Consider the following 23116-nt stretch of genomic DNA (forward strand, 5'->3'; position numbering starts at 1 on the left):
AACTATTAGCCATATGCGGCCCGGGCAATGATCGACCTAGGAAATATATCAACACGCCCCCGCATTTGTAACGCGGCCGAGGTCGGCGTTGGCGGTGTGTGGACGTTGAATGCACCGACGCTGAGCTGCCGCGGCCCGGACGATCACACGCTGCCGACAGCGCTCTCGCCGTCAAAAAGATCATTTTATGACAACGATGTAGCGCTGGACAACGTGTCGATGGTGACCGCTTCCCGAACCTTCCTTGGCCCGTCGCCGCCGCCGAGCCAGTGCCGCTCGAACGGACCCACGAAGCTGCCGGCCAGTGGACGCGGAACGAGTCGTCGGGGATCAGAGTCCTTGATACCCTCAGATTGCATCACGGATAGGAATACCCACCGACGGTGATGCTGTGCGCCCCGCGCGGATCTCTGATTCATCGTCGGCTGCGAAGGGCCGACGGACCGACCGACGTGCGGTGCCCGACGGAACGCCTCGCGGCGACCTCGAGACCTTCGCGCAGTTGACCGGAGAGCCGGCGTTGAGGCGCTCTCTTAGGCTTCACCACCGCAGCGCGAAGAAGCGGCGCGAATGAGGAGCGAGATGAGCGGTGGCACGAAAGCCAGCGCAGGACGAGCGAGACGGATGCACGCCCTCTTCGGCGACGAAGCCGGGCGATCCGGCGAGGTCGTTCTCGCTGCCGAACGACAAATTTTCGTTTATTAGAAGTAAGTTGGCGCGCCCACGGGGAATCGAACCCCGGTCTGATCCGTGAGAGGGACCTGTCCTAACCGCTAGACGATGGGCGCGGTCGCTGCGGCTGATGAAGCTATCGGCCGGCGAGGCGTTCGTATAGCGACGGTACGGCGATGGAGCAAGACCCGGGCGGAGCCTTTTTCGCCGGGTCGTGAGGAGTGGCGTGTTGCAGGGTTTCGAGATCGAAGGCGAGCGGCAGGCGGTGATCGGGCCGGAGGCGGAGCGGGTGCGCCTCGACAGGGCGTTGGCGATCGCCTTTCCCGACGTGTCGCGTGCGCGGTTGCAGGATCTGGTCAAGGCGGGCCACGTCCGCCGCGACGGGGTGACGATCCTGGATTCGGCGGTGAAGGTCGGGCCGGGCACGGTGCTCGCGGTGGTGCTGCCCGAGGCGGTGTCGGCCGAGCCGCAGGCGGAGGCGGTCGATTTCGTCATCGCCTACGAGGACGCCGACCTCATCGTGATCGACAAGCCGGCGGGATTGGTGGTCCATCCGGCGCCCGGGCACGCGGCCGGCACCCTCGTCAACGCGCTGATCGGCCATTGCGGGGCGAGCCTGTCGGGGATCGGCGGCGTGCGCCGGCCCGGCATCGTCCACCGGCTCGACAAGGACACGAGCGGGCTGATCGTCGTCGCCAAGAACGACGCCGCCCACAAGGGCCTCACCGCGCAGTTCGCCGACCACGGCCGCAACGGGCCGCTGGAGCGGGCTTATCTCGCCCTGGTCTGGGGCCTGCCCGAGCCGCGGGTCGGCACCATCGACGCCAACCTCGACCGCAGCCGCAAGAACCGCGAGAAGATCGCGGTGGTGCGCCCCGAGGAGGGCCGGCACGCGGTGACGCACTACGCGGTCGAGGCGGCCTACCCCGAGGCCGCCCTGGTCCGCTGCCGGCTCGAGACCGGGCGCACGCACCAGATCCGCGTGCACATGACCCATCGCGGGCATCCGCTCCTGGGGGACGCGGTCTACGGCGGCGCCTTCATCACCAAGGCGGCGCGGCTGTCGGAGACCGCGCAGGCCGCGCTGAAGGCCCTCGGGCGGCAGGCGCTGCACGCGGCGCTGCTCGGCTTCGCCCATCCGCGCACCGGCGAGCACCTCCGCTTCGAGAGCCCGCTCCCGCCGGAGATGACGCGGCTGGTTGCGGCGCTGGCGGAGCGCTGAGCCGCGTGGCCGCCGGGCGACGGTCAAGGACCAGCGTGTGAAACCGCACCGAGGCCCGCGACCGATCGTGACAGGTTCGACCTTCCGGAGGCGTGATGCGTTGAGGTCTATGTTCGCGTCGCGGACCCGCTACCGGCTCGGAGTTTTCCCCTCTACCATGGGGATTCGGAGAGCCGGCTTGAGAAGCGGTGCTCCGCACCAGAGTGTCCGCCCGCCAGGGGGACCATCGTCAAGGAGAATGCCATGGCCGGCGCATTGCCCGTGCTCGCCAACGAAGGTGGCCTGTCGCGCTACCTCGACGAGATCCGCAAGTTCCCGATGCTGGAGCCGACGGAAGAGTTCACGCTGGCCAAGAACTGGCGCGACGGCGGTGACCGCGAGGCGGCGCACCGCCTCGTCACCTCGCACCTGCGCCTCGTCGCCAAGATCGCCATGGGCTATCGCGGCTACGGCCTGCCGATCGGCGAGGTCGTGTCCGAGGGCAATGTCGGCCTGATGCAGGCGGTCAAGCGCTTCGATCCCGACAAGGGCTTCCGCCTCGCGACCTACGCGATGTGGTGGATCAAGGCGGCGATTCAGGAATACATCTTGCGCTCGTGGTCGCTCGTGAAGATGGGCACCACCGCCAACCAGAAGAAGCTGTTCTTCAACCTGCGCAAGGCCAAGGGCAAGATCTCGGCGCTCGAGGAGGGCGACCTCAAGCCGGATCAGGTGGCGCAGATCGCGACCCGGCTCGGCGTGCCGGAGCAGGACGTGATCGACATGAACCGCCGCCTGTCCGGCGACACCTCCCTCAACGCGCCCCTGCGCGAGGAGGGCGAGGGCGAGTGGCAGGATTGGCTCGTCGACAACGCGCCGAGCCAGGAGACGGTGCTGGCAGGCGAGCAGGAAGGCCAGAACCGGCTTTCGGCGCTGCGCGACGCGCTTTCGGTGCTCAACGCCCGCGAGCGTCGCATCTTCGAGGCGCGGCGCCTCGCCGACGATCCGATCACCCTGGAGGACCTCTCGGGCGAGTTCGGCGTCTCGCGTGAGCGGGTCCGCCAGATCGAGGTGCGGGCGTTCGAGAAGGTTCAGGAAGCGGTCAAGCGCAACCTCGCGACGCGGGAATTGGCGCGCATGGGTGCGTGACGCCGAGACCAGCGTCGGCGGCGACATCCGGGCATGTCCCCTCCCCCCATACGGGGAGGGCGGCACGGCCTTCCGTCGGAGCGGTCAGCTCACTTCCACTGGTCGAACGCCTCCTGCACCACCTGCGTGCCGGCGCTGCCCTTCTCGAAATTGAGCACGGCGCGCTGCCCGCTGGCGTAGCGGATCGCGATGTCGAACCAGGGCTTAAGCAGCAGCAGGTCGGTGTTGCGGTCGACGTCGCCGCGCAGCGACGACAGCCCGATCAGGAACAGGTTCTCCCGCACGCGGACCGGTAGGCCCGAGACCGGCGAACCGCGGGCGGCCTCGTCGTCCTTGGCCTGAAGCAGGCCGATATCCTGCACCGAGCGCTTCTCGCCGTCCGCGCCGGTGCCGGTGAAGACGAGATTGATGGTGTGCGAGGCCGGCAGGGTCTGGTCGAGGTTGCGCTGGATCGTCATCACCAGCGTCAGGCCGGCCTCCGGCACCGTCACCGTGGCGACGATCGCCGTCTCCAGGGGCTGGCCCTGCTCGCCGGGAACGGAATCGAGGCGCCAGACCACGCGGCCGGTCGTCGAGGTCGGCGCCGCGTTCTGGCCCGCGGTGTTCTCCTCGATCAGGACGGCGCGCTGCGCAACCGCGATCCCGGGTTGGCTCGGCGGGCTCGCGGGATTGCGCGACCCGGCCTGGTCCGTCGCGACGGCCGGCGGCGATGCCTTCGGGGCGGGGTCGCCGCCGATCCGGTCCGAGAACTTCGTCTCGGCGCCCTCCGGCTGGGTTTCCGCCGTCTCGGCACCGCCGGAGGGCAGGTTGGCCGGCTTGTCGCGCAGCAGGAACGCCGCGACCGCGATCAGCCCGATCACCACCGTCAGGACGATGCCGACGAAGGCGTTGCGCAGCATCCGCGAGCGCCCGCCGCGCGGCGCCACCACGTCGATGCGCGGGCGCTGCCGCCCGTTCGCAGCATCGTTGGCGGCGATCGGATCGTCGACGGCCTCGGCCGGCTGGACCGCGGCAGGCTCCGGCTCGGTGATCGGATCCGCGCCCTTGGGCTTGCGCGCGGTAATCGGCACGGCGGCCTCGCGCGGCTCCTCCGGCGGCTTCGGCAGGAAGGACGGGGGCGGAGCCGGCGGGAGGAACGGCGTGGCTTCGGGCTGCGGCTCGGGCTCGAGCACGGGGGGCGGCAGCGGCGCCGGGGTCGGCTCGGGGATCGGCGGTTGCGGCGGCACGATCGCCGGCGCGGGCGGCGGGGCGACCTCCGGTGCGGGCGCGGGTGCGCCGTAATCGACCTCCAGCCGCGCGATGGCGTTGTCGAGCGCCTGCCGCTCGAGATCGATGTCCGCCTCGGGCAGCGGCGGGTCGAGGGAGCGGAGCTGGCCGATCAGGGCGTTGCGCGCGCGCTCGTAGACCGCCTTGCGCATGGCCGGCGTCCGGTCGGGCAGGGCGTCGAGCGCCCGCGCCAGCAACGGGTAGTAATCGGCCATGTCCTCAGGGATCCGCGGGTTCGCGGTCCGCGCGTCGCGCGGACCGGACGATCAATCCTCGAAGGGATTGTGCATCAGGATGGTGTCGTCGCGCTCCGGCGACGTCGAGAGGAGCGCCACCGGGCAGCCGATCAGCTCCTCGATGCGCCGGACGTACTTGATCGCCTGCGCCGGCAGCTCGGCCCAGGAGCGGGCGCCGGCGGTCGTCTCCGACCATCCGGGGATCGTCTCGTAGATCGGCTCGACCCGGGCCTGCGCCGCCTGGCTCGCCGGCAGGTGGTCGATGACCGCGCCGTCGAGGCGGTAGCCGGTGCAGACCTCGATCGTCTCGAACCCGTCGAGGATGTCGAGCTTGGTCAGGGCGATGCCGTCGATGCCCGAGGTGCGCACGGTCTGGCGCACCAGCACCGCATCGAACCAGCCGCAGCGCCGCTTGCGCCCGGTGTTGACGCCGAACTCGCGGCCCTTCCGGCCGATGGTCTCGCCGATCTCGTCGAACAGCTCGGTCGGGAACGGGCCTTCGCCGACGCGGGTGGTGTAGGCCTTGGCGATGCCGAGCACATAGCCGATCGCGCCCGGGCCGAGGCCCGAGCCGGTCGCCGCCTGCGCCGCGACGATGTTCGACGAGGTGACGAAGGGATAGGTGCCGTGGTCGACGTCTAGCAGCGCGCCCTGCGCGCCCTCGAACAGGATGCGCTTGCCGGCGCGGCGTTCCTCGTCGAGCAGCGCCCAGACCGGGCAGGCATAGGGCAGGATCGTCGGCGCGATTGCCTTCAATTCGGACAGCAGGGCGCCCGCGTCCACCTCGGCGATGCCGAGGCCGCGGCGCAGGGCGTTGTGATGGGTCAGCACCCGCTCGATCTTGGCCGGCAGGGTGTCGGCATCGGCGAGATCGACCACGCGGATCGCGCGGCGGCCGACCTTGTCCTCGTAGGCCGGGCCGATGCCGCGCTTCGTCGTGCCGATCTTCAGCCCGGCGTTGGCGGTCTCGCGGAAATGGTCGAGCTCGCGGTGCAGCGGCAGGATCAGCGTCGCGTTGTCGGCGATGCGGAGGGATCGCGGCGAGACCTCGACGCCCTGCGCCTGGATGCGGGCGATCTCGTCGACGAGGTGCCACGGGTCGACGACGACGCCGTTGCCGATCACCGAGAGCTTGCCGCCGCGCACCACGCCCGAGGGCAGCAGCGCCAGCTTGTAGGTCACGCCGTCGATGACGAGCGTATGCCCGGCATTATGGCCGCCCTGGAAGCGGACCACGATGTCGGCCTGCTCGGAGAGCCAGTCGACGATCTTGCCCTTGCCCTCATCGCCCCATTGGGCGCCTACGACGACGACGTTCGCCATGCGTGCCTTCAGACCCGTGGCCCGTTCGCGGGCGCCCGGCGTTGCGCCGCGCGAGAGAAAACCCGTTGCCGTGAGGGTGTTTCCGCGATCCGGTCCGGGAAATCAAGCAAACCGCCCCCGCCGTGTCGAACCGGCAGGGGACGAGCTTCGGCGCGGAGCCTATTTGGCTTCGGTTCCGGGCTTCTGCCCCGGCAGCTCGCCCGGCTTGATCACCGGCATCGAGCCGGCGTTCGGGTTCGGCGGCTCGACCACCATGCCGGGGGCCGCGTTGCCCGGCGGCTTGATGACGCCGTCGCTCTGCCGCAGCTTGTCGCTGAGCGTGGAATCGGCCGGCGGCGCGTCGGCATTCGGGCGCACGCGATCGGGCGGCGTCTGGTTCTGGGGCGGCAGCACCGGATCGCTGTCGCGACCCTTCAGCGGCGCATCGGGATTTTGGGCGAGCGCGGCCGTGGCGACCAGCGCAAAGACCGAGGCGGCGAGCCCCGTCAGGACCTTTGACAACGAAGACCTCCCTCTCGTTCGCGATCGGGAAGCAAACACCGAGGCCGGGGAACCGTTCCTATCGCGATCTTTTGGGACGCGGATGCCTCGTTCGAATCGAGCGCCGCTTCGCTCCCCCCTCTGCGGGAGAGAGTGGCCCGCGAAGCGGGTCGGGAGAGGGGGGCGCGCTGTCCGGACCTGTCGCTTCCCTCTCCCGACCCTCGCTGACGCGAGGCCCACCCTCCCCCGCTCCAGGGGGGAGCGAAGGCGCGGCGAGGAATGTCTCCGACTGGGTCGCGAAAGGGTCGCCTCAGCTCCCCCGCGCCATCGCAATGTAGAGCTCGCGCAGGCGGCGGGCGATGGGGCCGGGGACGCCCTCGCCGATCGTGCGGTCGTCGATGGCGACGACCGGCATCACGAAGGCCGAGGCGCTGGTGTAGAACGCCTCCGCCGCCGCGTAGGCCTCCTCGACGGAGAACAGGCGTTCCTCCACCGTCAGGCCGGTCTCGGCGGCGAGCCGCATCACCGCGGCGCGGGTGATGCCGGGCAGGAGCGCGGTCGAGAGCGGGCGGGTGACGAGGCGGCCGTCCCTGGTCGCGATGAAGGCGGTGGAGGACGAGCCCTCCGTGACCGCGCCGTCCTCGACCATCCAGGCTTCGGCGACGCCGGCCTCCGCGGCCGCCTGCTTGGCCAGCACCTGGGCGAGCAGGGCGACCGACTTGATGTCGCGCCGCTTCCAGCGCAGGTCCTCGACCGTGACCACCTTGGCGCCCATCTCGGCCAGCGTGTTGGCGAGCACGGTCTTGGCTTGCGTGAACATCATCACGGTCGGCGGCGTGCCGGCGGGCGGGAAGGCGAAGTCGCGCTCGTGCACGCCGCGCGTGACCTGCATGTAGACCAGCCCCTCGACGACCCCGTTCCGGGCGACGAGCTCGGTCTGCAGGCGCTCCCAGGCGACCGCGTCGTGCGGGTTGCGGATGCCGATCTCGCCGAGCGACCGGTCGAGGCGGGCAAGATGCGCCGCGTTGTCGACGAGGCGCCCGTCGATGATCGCCGAGACCTCGTAGATCCCGTCCGCGAACAGGAACCCGCGATCCATCACCGGCACGCGGGCCTCGTCGAAGGGCAGGAATTCGCCGTTGAGGTAGACGATGCGGGGTGACGCCACGGCGGATGCCCTTTGCGATGACCGGTCGAAATCGTTCCAAGCAGGATTCGTGCGGGGTTCAGCCGTCCCCGAAGACCCGCGAGAAGATCGTGTCCACGTGCTTGAAGTGGTAGCCGAGATCGAAGCATTCCTCGATCTGCTCGGGCGACAGGGCCGCCGTGACCTCGGCATCGCCCTTCAGCAGGGCGAGGAAGTCGCCCTCCCCGCGCCAGACCGGCATCGCGTTGCGCTGGACGAGGCGATACGCGTCCTCGCGGCTGACGCCCGCCTGCGTCAGGGCCAGCAGCACGCGCTGCGAGTGGACGAGGCCGCCGAGCCGGTCGAGATTCTTCTGCATCTGGGCCGGGTAGATCAGCAGCTTGTCGATCACCCCCGTCATGCGGGCGAGCGCGAAGTCGAGGGTGACGGTGGCATCCGGCCCGATCATCCGCTCGACGGAGGAGTGCGAGATGTCGCGCTCGTGCCAGAGCGCCACGTTCTCCATCGCCGGCAGCGCGTAGGCGCGCACCATGCGGGTGAGCCCGGTGACGTTCTCGGTCAGCACCGGATTGCGCTTGTGCGGCATCGCCGACGAGCCCTTCTGGCCTTCCGAGAAGAACTCCTCGGCCTCCAGCACCTCGGTGCGCTGCAGGTGACGCACCTCGATCGCGAGCCGCTCGAGCGACGAGGCGACGACGCCGAGCGTCGCGAAGAACATCGCGTGCCGGTCGCGCGGGATGACCTGGGTCGAGACCGGCTCGACCGTCAGCCCCATCTTCTCGGCGACGTAGGCCTCGACCCGCGGGTCGATGTTGGCGAAGGTGCCGACCGCGCCCGAGATCGCGCAGGTGGCGATCTCCTCCCGCGCCAACACCAGCCGGGCGCGGTTGCGCGCGAACTCGGCGTAGGCCTGGGCGAGCTTGAGGCCGAAGGTGACGGGCTCGGCGTGGATGCCGTGCGAGCGGCCGATGGTCGGGGTGAGCTTGTGCTCGAGCGCGCGGCGCTTCAGGGCGGCGAGCAGCGCATCGACGTCGGCGATCAGGATGTCGGCGGCGCGGACGAGCTGGACGTTGAGGCAGGTGTCGAGCACGTCCGACGAGGTCATGCCCTGGTGGACGAAGCGCGCCTCCGGCCCGACGATCTCCGACAGATGCGTGAGGAAGGCGATGACGTCGTGCTTGGTCACCGCCTCGATCGCGTCGATGCGGGCCACGTCGAACACCGCGTCGCGGCCCTTCTCCCAGACCTTGTCCGCGGCCTCCTTCGGCACGACGCCGATCTCGCTGAGCGCCGTGGTGGCGTGCGCCTCGATCTCGAACCAGATCCGGAAGCGGGATTCGGGCGACCAGATCGCCGTCATCGCGGGGCGGCTGTAGCGGGGGATCATCGGCGTCTCGGATCTCGCGGGCGTATCGTGCCGCGCGCCTAGCACGGCTGAGCCGGGAGGTGAACGCACTGCAGGGCCGGCCGGCCCTGCTGACCGCGCTGGCGTTACGCCTTCGGCTCGACCCGCACCCAACCCTGCGGCTGCAACCGCTCCTGCGGCAGGAAGCGAGCCTTGTAGTCCATCTTGCGCGAGCCCTCGACCCAGTAGCCGAGGTAGAGGTACGGCAGGCCCATCTCGTGGGCGCGCCGGATATGATCGAGGATCATGTAGGTCCCAAGCGACCGGTGGGCCTCCGCCGGGTCGTAGAACGAGTACACCATTGACAGGCCGTCGGAGAGCACGTCGGTGAGGCAGAGCGCCACCAAGCCGCCGACGCCGCGGCCGTGGATCGCGGTGTCGGGCCCGCGCCGGCGATAGGTGACGAGGTGCGTGTCGACGTGGCTGTCCTCGATCATCATCGCGTAGTCGAGCACCGTCATGTCGACCATGCCGCCGTCGCCGTGGCGGGCGTCGAGGTAGCGGCGGAACAGGGCGTACTGCTCGGAGGCCGGGCGGTTCGGCTCGGGCGTGCCGACGAGGTCGGCGCTGCGCGACAGGATCCGGCGTTGGCTGCCGCTGGCGACGAAGTCGGACACCACCACGCGCACCGAGATGCAGGCGCGGCAGGTCTCGCAGGCCGGGCGGTAGGCGATGGTCTGCGAGCGGCGGAAGCCGCCCTGCGTCAGGATCTCGTTGAGATCGCGGGCGCGACGGCCGACGAGGTGCGTGAACACCTTCCGCTCCTCCTGCCCCGGCAGGTAGGGGCAGTTCGACGGCGCCGTCAGGTAGAATTGCGGTGTGTCGCGCGGGTGGCTCGTCACGCTTCGCGCTGCCCTCTCGCCACGGGTTCCTGCGCCGGGCCGCCGCTGCAGTGTAACGCGGCCGTGGCCGCGCTCAATGGGTTGCCGGCCAAGGCGAGGCGACAATTTCGCCGCGCCGGTGTGCGCGGCCGAAACCGTTTGCCGGCGCGGTCGCGACGTCAGCCGGCGCGCACGACGGCGAGGCCGAGGAGCACGTCGTGGCCGAGGCGGCGATCGCTGCGGACCAGGCCGAACGCGAGATCGACGAACCACAGCAGGAAGGTCGAGATCGCGACGTAGAACAGCAGCGCGTGGACCGCGGCGGTGATCAGGTCGACCGGCCGCCCGGTCTCCGGCGCGACGACGCGCAGGCCCATCATCCGCATCCCGAGCGTGCTCTGGCGCGAGCCGCCGACGGTGATCGCGCTGTAGATCACGCCGCTCGCCGGCAGGACCGCGAACAGCGCCCAGCCGAGGCCGAAGGTGACCACGCCGAGGAAGGCGATCGCGACCCAGAGCAGGGCGCTGAAGCCGAGGATGAACAGGATGTCGAGCAGGTAGGCGACCGTGCGGCCGCCGAGGCTGGCGCGGACCGTCGGCATCGTCACGGGGGGCAGGTAGCTCGGCGCTTCGAACGGGCGGGCGTAATCGGAGCGGGGGTTCAGCATGGCCGTGATCTCGCGTGACATCGCTGGACCGTCACATGGGAGTCGCCCCGATCTCCCTCAAGGCCCGGCCCCCTCGGCTCAGCCGGCCGCCTGCTCGATGACGCCGCGCCAACCGAGGCCGGCATAGGTCTCGTAGCCGGGCGTGGCGTGGTACGCGACCAGGCGCCCCTGGGGATCGCGGTAATGCCCGCTGGCGGCGGCGTCGACCTGCAGCGGGTAGCGCTCGGTGAGGATGCCGCGGCCCCGCGAGCAGGCGATGACGCGATGGCGCGCGTCGAGCAGCATCACGCGGCTCGATGCCCGCTCGTCGGGCGCGAGGCGGACACCCTCGACGATCGCGCGGGCCTGCGGCTCCCAATCGAAATGGATCGCGAGGTAGCCCAGGGGCTTGCCGTGCGCCTCGCCGTCCGCGCGGATCGAGGCGACGTAGGTCGCGACCTGCGCACCGCCGAGCCCGGCGCAGCGCGCGATGTCGGCGACCGCGAAGTCGTCGCCCGAGGTCAGGGCGCGCGCCTTGGCGAACCACGCCTCGTTGCGGACGTCGCGGCCCTGGACGGCGAAGCGGTCCGGGCGCCCGCCGGCGATCACGCGCCCGTGCAGGTCGCACAGCCAGAGGTCGAGATAGACCGTGTAGGACGACAGGATGACGCCGAGGCGCCGGCTCGCATGGGCGGCGGCCGCCTCGGTCGGATCGGAGGCGGCGTCGACGATCGCGGCATCCGTCGCCCACCAGCGCACGTCGCAGGTGCGCTCGTAGAGATTGCGGTCGATCACCTCGACGGCGTTGAGGGCGAGATCGACGCAACGCGTGGCGCGGGCGTGGTCGGCGAGCTGGCCGACGGCGCGGGTCAGCGTGTCGACGCCGTCGCCGAGCTTCGTGCCCAGCGCCGAGGCGAGGCCGTCGATCTCGCCGGCGACTTGGCGCACCTCCTGCGCCACCACCGAGAAGCCCGCGCCCTGCGCGCCGGCATGCGCCGCCTCGATCATCGCGTTCATCGCCAGCAGATGCATGCGGCGGGTGATGGTGTTGATCGCGCCGATGCTGGCTCGGGTCGAGGTCTTCAGCTGGCCGGTGGAGCGGTCGACCAGTTCCGCGAGGCCGACATCTTCGGAGATGCGCTGGGGGACCATGGAATTTCCTGGGCGCGCCGCCGCGGGCACGCCGACGCGTACCTATGGGGAGAAGGTTGTATGAAGCCGTAGTGATATAGACTTAGGACTGTAATATTTTCACAAATCTTAAAAGCGCGAGGCACGGGCTGCTGTTAATTTTCGCTGGCTTGAGCTGTAATTGCTTCTCTTGCAAGCAAGCCGCCGTCCGTCTGCCTCAAAACACGTCACCGTACAGACAACGTGGCGGTATCCCGCTTCGAGCGCAGAGCGCTCAAGGTATCTTCTGCTTGGGCTCGTCGGCGTCCGGCGTGTCGAGATAGTAGCGCTTGAGCAGGTAGAGGGAGGCTTCCGACAGCGTCGTGCGGTCGGTGGAGATGCCGTCGAGCACGGCCCCGGCGTTGAAGCGGCACAACGCATAGTGGGGATGGCGACCGAGCACGTAGTCGACGCGGATGCTGTCGGGGGCCGCGCCGGTGCCGGCGCGCAGGATCCGCACCGCCGTCTCGTCCGGCACGAGCGCGGGCACCGCCTTCCGGCAGATGGACAGGCGCTGGCGCTGCACCGCGCTCTCGCAGGCGCCGAGATCGCCGAGAAATCCGAGCACGATCCCGAGGGCGACGAACCCCCTGCCCCGCCGGCGCCTCACGCGCCGGTGCGCAGCCGCTCGGCGACGCGGGGGGCGTAGTAGGTCAGCACGCCGTCGGCGCCGGCGCGCTTGAAGGCCAGCAGGCTCTCGACCATGGCGCGCTCGCCGTCGAGCCAGCCGTTGCGGCTGGCGGCCTCGATCATCGCGTACTCGCCCGACACCTGGTAGGCGAAGGTCGGCACGCCGAATTCGTCCTTCACCCGGCGGATGATGTCGAGGTAGGGCAGCCCGGGCTTCACCATCACCGAATCGGCGCCCTCCTCCAGGTCGAGGGCGACCTCGCGCAACGCCTCCAGGCCGTTGCCGGGGTCCATCTGGTAGGTGCGCTTGTCGCCGACGAGCGCCGCCTGCGTGCCGATCGCGTCGCGGAACGGGCCGTAGAACGCGCTGGCGTACTTCGCCGCGTAGGCCATGATCTGCACGTCGAGGAAGCCGGCCTTGTCGAGCCCGGCGCGGATCGCGCCGACGCGCCCGTCCATCATGTCGGAGGGCGCGATGATGTCGGTGCCGGCCTCGGCCTGGATCAGGCTCTGCTCGACCAGCAGCGCGACGGTCTCGTCGTTGAGGATCGCGCCGTCCGAGAGCAGGCCGTCATGGCCGTGCGAGGTGTAGGGGTCGAGGGCGACGTCGGTCATGATGCCGATCTGCGGCACCGCCTTCTTCACCGCGCGCACCGCCCGGCAGACGAGGTTGTCCGGGTTCAGGGCCTCGGAGCCTGTGGGGTCGCGCAAGCTCGCTTCCGTATAGGGGAAGAACGAGATCGCCGGGATGCCGAGGCGGGCGGCGCGCTCGGCGTCGCGCACGATCTCGTCGACGCTGAGGCGCTCGACGCCGGGCATGGAGGCGATCGGCTCGCGCCGGCCCGTCCCCTCGATCACGAACATCGGCCAGATCAGGTCGTCGACCGTCAGCGTGTTCTCGCGCACCAGCCGCCGCGACCAGTCGGCCTTGCGGTTGCGGCGCGGACGCTGGGTGATCTTCAGGCCCTCGGCGCGGGTCCCCTCCCGCGCGGTCTCCACGGCGAGCGGGCGCGGCCGGGGCGTGTCGTCGGAAGCGTGTTCGAAGGGCATGGGATCGCGTTCGCTGTGATCGGTTCGCGGGTGGCGCGGCGTAGCATAAGTGGCGGGGCGGGCGAAGCCGGCGAAGCGCCGCGACGTCACGAGCCGCCGGGGGCGCCCCGCCCGCAGCGCGGCAGCGTCGCCGAACGGTTCACGCCTGCGTGACGCCGTCGCCTCGGCACGTGACATCCCGCAGCGGATCGGAATTCTTTCACATCGCTCCGGCGTTCGATTCGGCGGTCGAGGTGTTGGTCGGGGGGCTCATGACGGCATCGTTCACGCTCGAGGGGATCATTCCGGCCGCGTACGGACGGAGCTTGCGCGCGATGCGCGCGCTCGGGCCGGCGACGGCGATCGCGTTCGTGATCCTGCTCGCGGGCGACGGCGCGGAGGCCCTGATGCGCCACGAGAACGACGTGCCCGCCGTGACCGGATGGTGGCTGCTGCTCCATGCGGCCGTCTTCGTCCTCATCGCGCCCTACAAGGTCCGGCTATACGAGGTCATGTGGGACGTCGGGCCGCCGTCGATCCCGAAACCCGGCGCGCGGCGCCGCGCCATCCTCAACGTCGTCGCCCTCGATCTCCTGCTCCTCCTCGTCGGAGCGGCGTGGGCCTGGCTCTGGAGCCTTCATGGCCAGCTCGGAATCCCCACCTTCGTTCTGGTAGGACTGCTCGTCCCGAGTTGGTGGATACGGACGCGGCTCACGCTGGTCGGCCCGGTGCTCGCCCTTGCCGCCTTGCCGCTCACCCTGTCGGACGCCATCTCGGCGACGGGGGGGCACTTCTGGGATATCACGTTCGCCGGGCTTCGCGTCTTCGTCGTGCTCGTCCCCGTCATCCTGGCAATCGTCCTGGCGACGCTGTAGCTCCAGACTACCGTCGTGAAGTCGGCGTTTTTCAAGCCGATCCTGTTGAGCCCAATCGGTTTCCTATCCCTCGCGGTCAATATCGCCCTCCAGGCCGAACTCTGGCGGCGCATGGGTCTGCCGTTCGCATCGAAGGCGGAACGGTTGCCGGCCTGACGCCCGCGCTCGCCCGGGCTTCGACCTCGGCCTAAACCGGACGCCGGTGCCCGGCGTTGACGCCCAGGCCGCTACGGCCTCTAACCCCCGCTGAGCGGACACGCGGCGAGAGGATCGAGAGACGTGAGCGGAGCCGAAGCGGCCAACGACGAGATCCGGTTCGAGCGGCGGGGCGCGCTCGGCCTCGTCACCCTCGACCGGCCGAAGGCCCTGAACGCGCTCTCCCTCGGGATGATCGGCGCGCTGCACGCGCAGCTCGACGCCTGGGCGTCGGATGCCGGCATCACCCGCGTGGCGATCCGCGGCGCCGGGGGGCGCGCCTTCTGCGCCGGCGGCGACATCCGCCACATCCACGCCTGCGGCCAGGCGGGACGCTTCGACGAGGTGTTCGCGTTCTGGCAGGCCGAGTACCGCCTCGTCGCCCGGATGCAGCGCTACGAGAAGCCGATCGTCGCGCTGATCAAGGGCGTGGTGATGGGCGGCGGCGTCGGCATCTCGCTCCACGGGGCCCACCGCGTCGCCTCGGAGACGTACGTCTTCGCCATGCCCGAGGTCGGGATCGGCCTGTTTCCCGATGTCGGGATGACCTACGCCCTGCCGCGCCTGCCCGGCCGCGTCGGCACCTATCTCGCGCTCACCGGCAGCCGGGTCGGCCCGGGCGACGCGCTCGCCCTCGGCCTGGCCACCGCCTACGCGCCCGCCCGGGATTTCGCCGCGATCCTCGACCGGCTCGCCCAGGGCGGCCCGATCGCGGCCGCGCTCGAGACCGGTGCCGCGCGCCCGCCGACCGGGCCGCTCGTCGCCGAGCGCGGCCTGATCGACGACGCGTTCGCCGCCGACGACGTCGCGGACATCCTGCGACGGCTGGACGGCGCGGCCGCATCGGGCTCGACCTTCGCCGCGGAGACCGCGGCCGTGATGCGCACCCGCTGCCCGACAAGCCTGTGCATCGCCCGCGAGCAGATGCGGCGCGGGCTGGATCTCGATTTCGCCGACGCGGTGCTGACCGAATACCGCCTCGTCACCCGCCTGATGCGCGGGCATGACTTCTTCGAGGGCGTCCGCGCCGTGCTGATCGACAAGGACGGCCGGCCGGACTGGCGGCCGGCGACGCTCGAGGCCGTCGACCACGCCGCGGTCGCCGCTGCCTTCGGGCCGTCCGAGGCGCCGGAGCCTCGGTTCGCCTGATGCGCAAGGTCGGACGCATCACCCGCGGCAGCGCGGTCGGCGAGGCCCCGAGCGACCGCATCGAGCGGCGCTCGGCCGCGCCCAAGAGCACCTGGGACACGGTGCTGGTCTGGTTCATGCGGCTGACGGCCCTGGCGTGGCTCGCCAAGAGCGTGCTCTCCTTCGCGACGATCCTCGATGTGGTGCCGGGGCACCGCCCGTTCGCGCTGGAGCCGTTCGGGCGCCAGGCGGCGCTGATCTACTTCGCGGTGATCGACGCCAACGCGGCGATCGGCCTGTGGCTCACCAGCGCCTGGGGCGGCGTGGTCTGGCTGCTGGCGGTGACCTCGATGCTGACGCTCGCCGTCCTGACGCCGCAACTGTTGCAGACGCCGCTGATTCTGGTCTTGGTCGAGTCAAGTATCGTGATCTTCTACTTCGTTTTTTCTTGGCTCGCGGCACAGGAAGCGCGGTAAACGAGTGGTCATACGAATCACTTCACTTTGCATTTACCGACAGAAGTAAATCGCGAATTCATCCTGTCTCTTAGAGCGGTTTTCATCTCCGCCGCCTAGTTTCACCCCATGAGCGGTGCCGGACGGCAGAAGGCTCCGGCAGAACAATTCGGGCGAGGCACAAGATGAAGTCCCAGGCCGTCAAGATCTCGGATACCAACACCGCTCCCGAGACCGGAGCCGTCGCCGGCTCGTATCTCGAAGCCCTGCACCTCGTCGAGCGCTTGCACCGCCGCCTGCTTGACGTGATCAAGGACGAGTTCGAGCGCCGCGGCCGCGAGGACGTCAACAGCGTTCAGGCGCTGCTGCTCTACAACATCGGCGACAAGGAACTCACCGCCAGCGAGCTGCGGACCAAGGGCTACTACCTCGGCTCCAACGTCTCCTACAACGTCAAGAAGCTGGTCGAGGCCGGCTACCTGCACCACGCCCGCTCGAAGACCGACCGCCGCTCGGTGCGCATCAGCCTCACCGACAAGGGCCGGATGGTCCACGACATCATCCAGGGCCTCTACGACAAGCACGCCCGCACCATCCAGCCGATCGGCGGCATCTCCGACGACGATTTCGGCCGGCTCAACACCGCCCTCAGCCGCCTGGAGCGGTTCTGGACCGACCAGATCCGCTACCGTCTCTGAGACCTCGGTTACGCCGAACACGACGAAGCCGGCCGCCCGCGAGGGACGGCCGGCTTCGTTGTTTCACGCCCGGCACCAACGCAAAACGCCGCCCCCGAGGGAGCGGCGCTCACGAGACCGGCCGCATCGGCGGCCGATCGAAAGCTCAGTTAAAGGTGTCGATCTCGGCCGACTCGTAGCTGGTGACTTCCATGCCGACGCAGATCTCGGAAACGACGGGGGCGGACCAAGCCATGTGAATTCTCCTGAATGGGATGCGGGCGAAAGGGACGTCTTGCCGGCTCGCTCGCGAGCCGGTCATCGGCTCAGTTGAAGGTGTCGATCTCGGCGGACTCGTAGCTCGTCACTTCCATGCCAACGCAGACTTCCTGAACGATGGGGGCGGACCAGGCCATGGCGTTTCTCCTCGTGAACTTCGATGACCGGAAGATAGGCGATACCTTGGGCGCAATACAAGCGGGCGCTACACTTATATTTCTCATAGGATCGCCGAGAGAGCGCTCGGTCGCCCCGGCATTCATCTCCAAAACGCCGAATTCGGCTTTCTGATCAGGTAGATGGTGTCGGTGGCGCCAAATCGCCAACCCCATTCCGCCCCCTGCCGCCACGCCCTCTCCGAGGGGCGCGCTTTCGGCTTGACGCGTCGCACCGCCGGGCGCACAGGCTGCCGCGCGCGGAGACGGCCGTCGGCATCCGCGCACGCCATTCCCACGAAGATCCGATGCCCAGCGACACGCCAGACCGATCGTCCGAGCCGTGGCCGGCCGCACGCCGCGATCCCGCCTGAGCCCCTGAAGGGCTCGCGCCGGGCTCCGCCGCGCAGCCGGTCGCGGCCGGTGCCGTACGGCGCGCCGCCGGGCCCGCGAGGCGAGGCCCATGGTTGAACAGGTCCCCCCCCTGCCGGTCCCCGACGCGGTCGTGCCGATCGATCCGCGCGTCGACCCCTCCGTCCTGGCTGCGCGCCTCTCCGACGAGCGTGCGCCCGACATCGTCGAGGCGCTGAACGCCGAGGCGCCGGAGGTCGCCGCCGCGATCCTGCTCGGCCTGCCGCACGATCGCGCGATCGAGGTGCTCGACCAGCCCGAGCTCGACGACGCCGCCGACATCATCGAGATGCTGCCGCGCGACCGCGTCGCCACCTACCTGTCGGGCATGTCGGCCGACCGCGTCGCCGACGTGTTCCGCGAGATCGAGGAGCCAGGCCGCTCGGACCTGCGCGCCCGCCTCGACGCCGAGACCCGCGGCGCCGTCGACCGCCTCAGCGCCTACGGCGAGGAGACCGTCGGCTCGCTGATGACCACCGAGTTCGTCACCGTGCCCGGCACCTGGACCGTGGCGCAGACCCTCGACCACATCCGCCGCGTCGAGAAGACCCGCGAGACGATCTATGCGATCTTCGTGCTCGACCCGCGCACCCGCGCGCTGACCAAGGCGGTGCCGCTGCGCCGGCTGATCTCGGGCAACCCTGAGGACAACGTGCTCTCGGTCGCCGCCGGCCGCCGCCCGCTCGCGGTGTCGCCGACGGCGAGCCGCGAGGAGGCCGCCCGGCTGATCTCGAAATACGACCTGCTCGCCCTGCCGGTGGTCGACGCGGTCGGCCACCTGATCGGCATCGTCACCGTCGACGACATGATCGACGCGATGGTCGAGAAGCAGACCCAGGACGTGCAACGCTTCGGCGGCATGGAGGCGCTCCCCGAGCCCTACATGGACATCGGCTTCATGACGATGATCCGGAAGCGCGCCGGCTGGCTCTGCGCGCTGTTCCTCTCCGAGATGCTGACCGCCTCGGCGATGCAGGGATTCGAGGGCGAGCTCGAGAAGGCGATCGTCCTGACGCTGTTCATCCCGCTGATCATGAGCTCGGGCGGCAATTCCGGCAGCCAGGCGACCTCGCTGCTGATCCGCGCGCTGGCGCTGCACCAGATCCGCCTGCGCGACTGGTGGCGGGTGGCCCTGCGCGAGCTGCCCACCGGCCTCGTGCTCGGCGGCATCCTCGGGGTGATCGCCGTGGTGCGGATCGCGATCTGGCAGAAGACCGGCCTGTACGATTACGGCGAGCACTGGCCGCTGGTGGCGGCGACCGTCGGCGGCGCGCTCGTTGGCATCGTCACCTTCGGGTCGCTGTCCGGCTCGATGCTGCCGTTCCTGCTGCAACGGCTCGGCTTCGACCCGGCGACCGCCTCGGCGCCCTTCGTGGCGACGCTCGTCGACGTGACCGGCCTCGTGATCTACTTCTCGGTGGCGCTGCTGATCCTGCGCGGCACGCTGCTCTAGCGCCGCGTCCGCTGCCGTTGCCGACCGGTCGGCAACGGAAACTTCGCAGTCCGGGCCGACGTAGGGCGGACGATGCAGGCGTCGTCCACGAAGGCGCCGCCGGCAAGACGTGACTTCGGAGCGCGACCGTGACCCTGCCCCTGCTGAGCCGCCCGGTCCTCGACGACCTCGGCGGCGTGATCGGCGCCGAGAAGCTCCGGCGCCTGATCGTCCGGTTCACGGACAGCCTGCGCACCGCGTTCCCGGCCGGAAGCCGGGCGCCGGGCGAGATCGCGCGGGAGGCGCACACCCTGATCTCGATGTCGGGCATGCTCGGCTGCGAGCGGCTCTCCACAGCCTGCCGAGCTCTCGAAGCGGAGGCAAAGGACGGCGCCGACTTCGCGCCCGCGCTCGCCGAGATCCGCGCCCTGCGCGACGAGACCGTGCGCGCGCTAGAAGACGTCGCGCAAACGTCCTGACGCCGCGCCGCGTATTCAGTTTCGTGACGATCGGCATGCCACGGTCGCGCGGAGCGGGTTCTGGGTGAGCGGGATGATGGTGGCGACGACGCAGATGCCGGAACGACGGGGGGGCGGCCTCGTGCCGAATCGCCTCGCCGGCCGGCTGCCGCAGGCGCTCGTGGCGACGGGGGGCCTCGTCTTCCTCGCGCTCGTTTGGCTCGGCCTGCTGTTCCATCTTGAGCAGCGCCGCGAGGGCGAAATGCTCCAGGCGCGGCGCGACGTGCTGAACCTGTCGATCGCGCTGGCCGAGCAGGTCTCGCGCCTGATCGAGGGCGTCGACCAGGTGATGCGCTTGATCGAGGCCGACTACGCCGACGATCCCGAGACCTTCGATTTCGCCCGCTGGTCGAAGCGCGCCACGATGCTGGCCGAGAGCGCGCGCCAGATCGCGATCTTCGACGCGAACGGCGACCTCGTCGCCACGCGCGACGCCGTGCCCTCCGCCCTCAGCAGGACCAACGTCGCGGACAGGCCCTACTTCCGGTCGCTGGCCGACAATCCCGAAGCCGGCCTCTATGTCGGGCGCACCATCCGCGGCCGGCTGATGGATACCTTCACCTTCAACCTCGCGCGCCGGCTGACGCGCCCGGACGGCAGCTTCGGCGGCGTCCTCATGGTGGCCGTCGACCCGGACTACCTCGCCCGGCGCTTCAAGGCGCTCGACGTCGGCGCCGACGCGGTCGTCGGGCTGTTCGGCCGCGACGGCTACGTCCGCATCCGCGAGCCGGCGATGCCCGGCATGTACGAGCGCGACCTGTCCCGGCGGCTCGACGGTCAGGGCCTGTTCGCGCGCCTGTCCGAGGCGCCGGCGGGAACCTACGCGGTCGAGAGCGGCCTCGACGGGCGCGCGCGCATCTTCGGATATCGCGCCACGGAGAACCTTCCGCTCGTCGTGACGGTCGGCAAGTCGGTGGAGGTCGTGCTCGCGCCGCTCGTCGCGGAGCGGCGCAACGCGCTGGCGGTCGGCGCGGTCGCGAGCGCGGTCATCCTGCTCGGATGCCTGGTGCTGCTGCGCGAGCTCGAGCGCCGGCGGCGGCGCGAGGCGCTGCTGGTCGAGACCCACCGGGCCCTCGGCGAGGCCGAGACGCTGTTCCGCGGCGTGTTCGAGAACGCCACCGACCACCTCTTCGTCCACGCCGTCGCGGCGGATGGCAGCTTCGCCCTCGAGACCCTGAACCCGAGCGCCGCGGCGCTGATCGGGCACTCGCAGGAGGCCGTCCGCGGCAAGACCCCGGAAGAGGTGATGCCGCCCGACATGGCCGCGATCGTGCGGGCCGACATCGAGGGCGTGATCCGCTCCGGCGAGCCGGCGCGGCGCCAGGAGGAGCGGGTCGGCGGCGACGGGACCCACCGCTTCGAGGTGATCCTGGTGCCCCTGCGCGAGGCCGGCGGCCGCCGCGTGGCGCGCGTCTTCATCAGCGTGCGCGACATCACCCATCTGCGCCGGGCCGAGGAGGCGATCGCGCTGAGCGAGGCGCGCTACCGCCTGCTCGCCGACAACGCCAGCGACATGATCGTCCAGGTCGGCCTCGACGGGCGGCGGATCTACGCTTCGCCGGCCTCGCACGCGCTGCTGGGCCTGGCGCCGCTGGACCTCGTCGGGACGCGGCCGGAGGACGAGGCCCATCCCGACGACGCAGGCGCGCTCTCGGCGATGATCGCCCGCCTCTCGGCAGGCGAGGCCGAGACCGCGGTGGCGACTTATCGCCTGCGCCGGGGCGACCGCTCCTACATCTGGGTCGAGGGCTCGTGGCGCCTGGTGCGGGACGCCGCCGGCCGACCCGCCGGCTTCGTCGCCTCGGTCCGCGACGTCGATGCGCGCCATCAGGCGGAGGACGCCTTGCGGTCGAGCGAGGCGCGCTACCGGGCGCTCGCCGACACGCTGCCGCAGCTCGTCTGGATCGTGCGGGCCGAGGATGGCCTCGCGGCCTACGTCAACCAGCGCTTCGAGGCCTATTACGGGCCGATCGGGACCGGCCTTGCCGAAAGGCTCGCGGCCAACCACCCGGACGATGCCGGGCGCATGGAGGCGGCCCGGGCGGCGGCCGTGCGCGACGGGCGCGGGCACGAGATCGAAGGCCGGCTGCGCCGGCACGACGGCACCTATCGCTGGCACAAGATCGTGATGATGCCGATCCGCGAGGCGGGCGCCATCGTCGGCTGGCTCGGCACCGCCCTCGACATCGACGACATCATCGCCGCGCGCCGGGCCCTGGAGGAGACCAGCGACCTGCTGCGCCTCGCCCAGGACGCGGCCGAGGCGGGCTCCTGGGACCTCGACCTCGTCGCCGGTTCCGTCCTGCTCTCGCCCGAGAGCGCGCGGCTGCACGGGCTGTCGAGCACCGAACCCCTGCGCATGCCGATCGAGGCTTGGAAGGCCCTGGTGATGCCCGAGGAGCGGGAGCGCGCCCTGGCGGACGCCGCCGAGGCGATCGCCTCGCGCCGCAGCTTCGTGATGGAGTTCAGGATCACGGGCGGCGACGGCGTCGAGCGCTGGCTGCAGAGCATCGGCCGCGCCTACTACGATCCCGCCGGGCGGCCCGTGCGGGTGATCGGCCTGAACCTCGACGCGACCGATCGCAAGCAGGCCGAGCTCGCGCTGCAGGCGGCCAAGACCGCCGCGGAGGCCGCGCGCCTGGAAGCCGAGCGCGCGAGCCTCGCCAAGACCGACTTCCTCGCCGCGATGTCCCACGAGATCCGCACGCCGCTGAACGCGGTGATCGGCTTCACCGACCTGCTGGCGCGCTCCGAGCGGCTGGCGCCCGACCTGCAGCGCCACGCCGAGCTGGCGCGCTCGTCGGGTTCCGCCCTGCTCACCGTGGTCAACGACATCCTCGACTTCTCGAAGGTCGAGGCCGGGGCGATCGATCTCGAACAGCGCGCCTTCGCGCCGGCGGCGCTGGCCGACAACGGCCTGTCGATCGTGCGCGGGCTCGCCTCCGCGAAGGGTCTCACCGTGATCGGCCGGATCGACCCGGACCTGCCGCCCAGCCTCGTCGGCGACGAGGCTCGGCTGCGCCAGATCCTGCTCAACCTCTTGAACAACGCGGTGAAGTTCACCCGGCGCGGCAGCGTCACCCTCGCGGTGCGCCATGCCGGCACCACGCCCGCCGGCGAGACCATCCGTTTCAGCGTCAGCGATACCGGCATCGGCATCCCGCAGGCCAAGCAGCACCGGCTGTTCGAGCGCTTCTCGCAGGTCGACAATTCGGTGAGCCGCGATTTCGGCGGGACCGGCCTCGGCCTCGCGATCTGCCGGCGCCTCGTCGAGCTGATGGGCGGGACGATCGGCGTCGCCTCCGACGACGGCGAGGGCTCGACCTTCTGGTTCACGGTGACGCTGCCGCGCGGCGTCGACGTCGACGCACCTAACGCCGTGCCGGCCGTCGTCGCGTCGCACGCCACCGGGCACATCCTCCTGGTCGAGGACGTCGAGATCAACCAGGAGCTGGCGCGGCTGGTGCTGGAGGCCGCCGGCCACACCGTCGACGTGGTCGCCGACGGCGCCGCCGCCGTGATGGCGGTGGAGGACGGCGCGTTCGACCTCGTGCTGATGGATGTGCAGATGCCGGGCATGGACGGCATCACCGCGACGCGGATGATCCGCCGCCTGAAAGGCCCGGCGGCAAACGTGCCGGTGATCGCGATGACCGCCAACGTGCTGCCGGCCGAGGTGCGCCAGTTCCGCGAGGCCGGCATGGACGACCACGTCGGCAAGCCGTTCGACCGCGCGGTCCTCTACGCCGCCATCGCGCGCTGGCTTCCGGGCCGCGACGCCGCGCCGGTGCGGCGGGCGGTGAACGGCTGACCCG

22 protein-coding genes and 1 tRNA gene are annotated in these 23116 nt (G+C 70.5%); 10 read left to right on the forward strand and 13 right to left on the reverse strand.

The genetic code is table 11. The annotated features are described in order from the left end of the window. Positions 1-713: 713 nt before the first annotated feature. Positions 714-788: transfer RNA gene (locus MKK60_RS19470), tRNA-Glu, on the reverse strand. Positions 789-916: 128 nt separating this feature from the next. Between MKK60_RS19470 and MKK60_RS19475 the strand changes: the two genes are divergently transcribed. Together MKK60_RS19475 and rpoH are read left to right on the forward strand one after the other, a co-directional pair. Further along, positions 917-1894, forward strand: coding sequence for an RluA family pseudouridine synthase (locus MKK60_RS19475; protein WP_243988284.1), 978 nt, complete (start codon positions 917-919; stop codon positions 1892-1894). Between the two features lie 243 nt (positions 1895-2137). Beyond that, the gene (gene rpoH, locus MKK60_RS19480; protein ID WP_243988250.1) at positions 2138-3022 is read left to right on the forward strand and encodes an RNA polymerase sigma factor RpoH; all 885 of its coding nucleotides are present in this window, start codon (positions 2138-2140) and stop codon (positions 3020-3022) included. Between the two features lie 89 nt (positions 3023-3111). On the opposite strand, the gene MKK60_RS19485 is transcribed toward rpoH, so the two are convergent. The 10 genes from MKK60_RS19485 to hemB form a co-directional block, all read right to left on the reverse strand. Next, the gene (locus tag MKK60_RS19485) at positions 3112-4503 is read right to left on the reverse strand and encodes a histidine kinase (protein WP_243988251.1); all 1392 of its coding nucleotides are present in this window, start codon (positions 4501-4503) and stop codon (positions 3112-3114) included. A 51-nt stretch (positions 4504-4554) separates the two neighbouring features. After that, the gene (locus MKK60_RS19490; RefSeq protein WP_147727418.1) at positions 4555-5847 is read right to left on the reverse strand and encodes an adenylosuccinate synthase; all 1293 of its coding nucleotides are present in this window, start codon (positions 5845-5847) and stop codon (positions 4555-4557) included. Between the two features lie 159 nt (positions 5848-6006). Further along, a complete protein-coding gene (locus tag MKK60_RS19495; RefSeq protein WP_243938096.1) occupies positions 6007-6348 on the reverse strand; it encodes a hypothetical protein in 342 nt (113 codons plus the stop codon). A gap of 289 nt (positions 6349-6637) precedes the next feature. Then, positions 6638-7495 (reverse strand): D-amino-acid transaminase, encoded by an 858-nt coding sequence (locus MKK60_RS19500; protein ID WP_243988252.1) that lies wholly within the window; start codon positions 7493-7495, stop codon positions 6638-6640. 58 nt (positions 7496-7553) lie between these two features. Beyond that, a complete protein-coding gene (gene purB / locus MKK60_RS19505) occupies positions 7554-8861 on the reverse strand; it encodes an adenylosuccinate lyase (RefSeq protein ID WP_147843351.1) in 1308 nt (435 codons plus the stop codon). Positions 8862-8965: 104 nt separating this feature from the next. Next, the gene (locus tag MKK60_RS19510; RefSeq protein WP_243988253.1) at positions 8966-9721 is read right to left on the reverse strand and encodes an arginyltransferase; all 756 of its coding nucleotides are present in this window, start codon (positions 9719-9721) and stop codon (positions 8966-8968) included. 158 nt (positions 9722-9879) lie between these two features. Beyond that, positions 9880-10368 (reverse strand): RDD family protein, encoded by a 489-nt coding sequence (locus MKK60_RS19515; protein WP_243988254.1) that lies wholly within the window; start codon positions 10366-10368, stop codon positions 9880-9882. A gap of 78 nt (positions 10369-10446) precedes the next feature. Continuing rightward, positions 10447-11499, reverse strand: coding sequence for a methyl-accepting chemotaxis protein (locus MKK60_RS19520; RefSeq protein ID WP_243988255.1), 1053 nt, complete (start codon positions 11497-11499; stop codon positions 10447-10449). A gap of 253 nt (positions 11500-11752) precedes the next feature. Next, positions 11753-12085 (reverse strand): hypothetical protein, encoded by a 333-nt coding sequence (locus tag MKK60_RS19525; RefSeq protein WP_243988256.1) that lies wholly within the window; start codon positions 12083-12085, stop codon positions 11753-11755. 38 nt (positions 12086-12123) lie between these two features. Continuing rightward, positions 12124-13197, reverse strand: a complete 1074-nt coding sequence (gene hemB / locus MKK60_RS19530) for a porphobilinogen synthase (protein ID WP_147843353.1) — start codon at positions 13195-13197, stop codon at positions 12124-12126. A 305-nt stretch (positions 13198-13502) separates the two neighbouring features. On the opposite strand from hemB, the gene MKK60_RS19535 reads away from it, so the two are divergent. The 5 genes from MKK60_RS19535 to ldtR all read left to right on the forward strand — a co-directional run bounded on the left by MKK60_RS19535 (position 13503) and on the right by ldtR (position 16527). Beyond that, positions 13503-14051: a hypothetical protein gene (locus tag MKK60_RS19535; RefSeq protein WP_243988257.1), complete on the forward strand. Its 549-nt coding sequence runs from the start codon at positions 13503-13505 to the stop codon at positions 14049-14051. 15 nt (positions 14052-14066) lie between these two features. Beyond that, complete coding sequence (locus tag MKK60_RS19540) at positions 14067-14207, forward strand: hypothetical protein (RefSeq protein ID WP_243988258.1); 141 nt, start codon at positions 14067-14069, stop codon at positions 14205-14207. Positions 14208-14330: 123 nt separating this feature from the next. Next, entirely contained in the window at positions 14331-15395 is a 1065-nt protein-coding gene (locus MKK60_RS19545) for an enoyl-CoA hydratase/isomerase family protein (RefSeq protein ID WP_243988259.1), read from the forward strand. After that, complete coding sequence (locus tag MKK60_RS19550; protein ID WP_147727218.1) at positions 15395-15850, forward strand: DUF6163 family protein; 456 nt, start codon at positions 15395-15397, stop codon at positions 15848-15850. The genes MKK60_RS19545 and MKK60_RS19550 overlap by 1 nt, the downstream gene beginning before the upstream one ends. A gap of 164 nt (positions 15851-16014) precedes the next feature. Continuing rightward, positions 16015-16527, forward strand: coding sequence for a transcriptional regulator LdtR (gene ldtR, locus MKK60_RS19555; protein ID WP_147727217.1), 513 nt, complete (start codon positions 16015-16017; stop codon positions 16525-16527). Positions 16528-16672: 145 nt separating this feature from the next. Here ldtR and pqqA (MKK60_RS19560) read toward each other — a convergent pair whose 3' ends face one another. Both pqqA (MKK60_RS19560) and pqqA (MKK60_RS19565) read right to left on the reverse strand, forming a co-directional pair. Next, positions 16673-16762, reverse strand: a complete 90-nt coding sequence (pqqA, locus tag MKK60_RS19560; RefSeq protein ID WP_007559225.1) for a pyrroloquinoline quinone precursor peptide PqqA — start codon at positions 16760-16762, stop codon at positions 16673-16675. A 70-nt stretch (positions 16763-16832) separates the two neighbouring features. Next, entirely contained in the window at positions 16833-16922 is a 90-nt protein-coding gene (gene pqqA / locus MKK60_RS19565; RefSeq protein ID WP_147727216.1) for a pyrroloquinoline quinone precursor peptide PqqA, read from the reverse strand. Positions 16923-17403: 481 nt separating this feature from the next. Here pqqA (MKK60_RS19565) and mgtE point away from each other — a divergent pair, with 481 nt between their 5' ends. From mgtE to MKK60_RS19580, 3 genes are all read left to right on the forward strand, one after another. Continuing rightward, positions 17404-18804, forward strand: a complete 1401-nt coding sequence (mgtE, locus tag MKK60_RS19570; RefSeq protein ID WP_243988260.1) for a magnesium transporter — start codon at positions 17404-17406, stop codon at positions 18802-18804. Between the two features lie 128 nt (positions 18805-18932). Then, complete coding sequence (locus tag MKK60_RS19575) at positions 18933-19262, forward strand: Hpt domain-containing protein (RefSeq protein ID WP_243988261.1); 330 nt, start codon at positions 18933-18935, stop codon at positions 19260-19262. A gap of 73 nt (positions 19263-19335) precedes the next feature. After that, a complete protein-coding gene (locus MKK60_RS19580; RefSeq protein ID WP_243988285.1) occupies positions 19336-23112 on the forward strand; it encodes a PAS domain S-box protein in 3777 nt (1258 codons plus the stop codon). Positions 23113-23116: the final 4 nt, after the last annotated feature.

Source organism: Methylobacterium sp. J-092 (genome assembly GCF_022829325.1).
Taxonomy (GTDB): domain Bacteria; phylum Pseudomonadota; class Alphaproteobacteria; order Rhizobiales; family Beijerinckiaceae; genus Methylobacterium.

What these genes read in the sequence shown, in the direction of transcription:
- hemB (WP_147843353.1), bottom strand. Translation starts at nt 13,197, where the DNA reads ATGCCCTTCGAACACGCTTCCGACGACACGCCCCGGCCGCGCCCGCTC.
- purB (WP_147843351.1), bottom strand. Translation starts at nt 8,861, where the DNA reads ATGATCCCCCGCTACAGCCGCCCCGCGATGACGGCGATCTGGTCGCCC.
- MKK60_RS19550 (WP_147727218.1), top strand. Translation starts at nt 15,395, where the DNA reads ATGCGCAAGGTCGGACGCATCACCCGCGGCAGCGCGGTCGGCGAGGCC.
- pqqA (WP_147727216.1), bottom strand. Translation starts at nt 16,922, where the DNA reads ATGGCCTGGTCCGCCCCCATCGTTCAGGAAGTCTGCGTTGGCATGGAA.
- mgtE (WP_243988260.1), top strand. Translation starts at nt 17,404, where the DNA reads ATGGTTGAACAGGTCCCCCCCCTGCCGGTCCCCGACGCGGTCGTGCCG.
- MKK60_RS19520 (WP_243988255.1), bottom strand. Translation starts at nt 11,499, where the DNA reads ATGGTCCCCCAGCGCATCTCCGAAGATGTCGGCCTCGCGGAACTGGTC.
- MKK60_RS19515 (WP_243988254.1), bottom strand. Translation starts at nt 10,368, where the DNA reads ATGCTGAACCCCCGCTCCGATTACGCCCGCCCGTTCGAAGCGCCGAGC.
- MKK60_RS19580 (WP_243988285.1), top strand. Translation starts at nt 19,336, where the DNA reads ATGATGGTGGCGACGACGCAGATGCCGGAACGACGGGGGGGCGGCCTC.
- ldtR (WP_147727217.1), top strand. Translation starts at nt 16,015, where the DNA reads ATGAAGTCCCAGGCCGTCAAGATCTCGGATACCAACACCGCTCCCGAG.
- MKK60_RS19485 (WP_243988251.1), bottom strand. Translation starts at nt 4,503, where the DNA reads ATGGCCGATTACTACCCGTTGCTGGCGCGGGCGCTCGACGCCCTGCCC.
- rpoH (WP_243988250.1), top strand. Translation starts at nt 2,138, where the DNA reads ATGGCCGGCGCATTGCCCGTGCTCGCCAACGAAGGTGGCCTGTCGCGC.
- pqqA (WP_007559225.1), bottom strand. Translation starts at nt 16,762, where the DNA reads ATGGCTTGGTCCGCCCCCGTCGTTTCCGAGATCTGCGTCGGCATGGAA.
- MKK60_RS19490 (WP_147727418.1), bottom strand. Translation starts at nt 5,847, where the DNA reads ATGGCGAACGTCGTCGTCGTAGGCGCCCAATGGGGCGATGAGGGCAAG.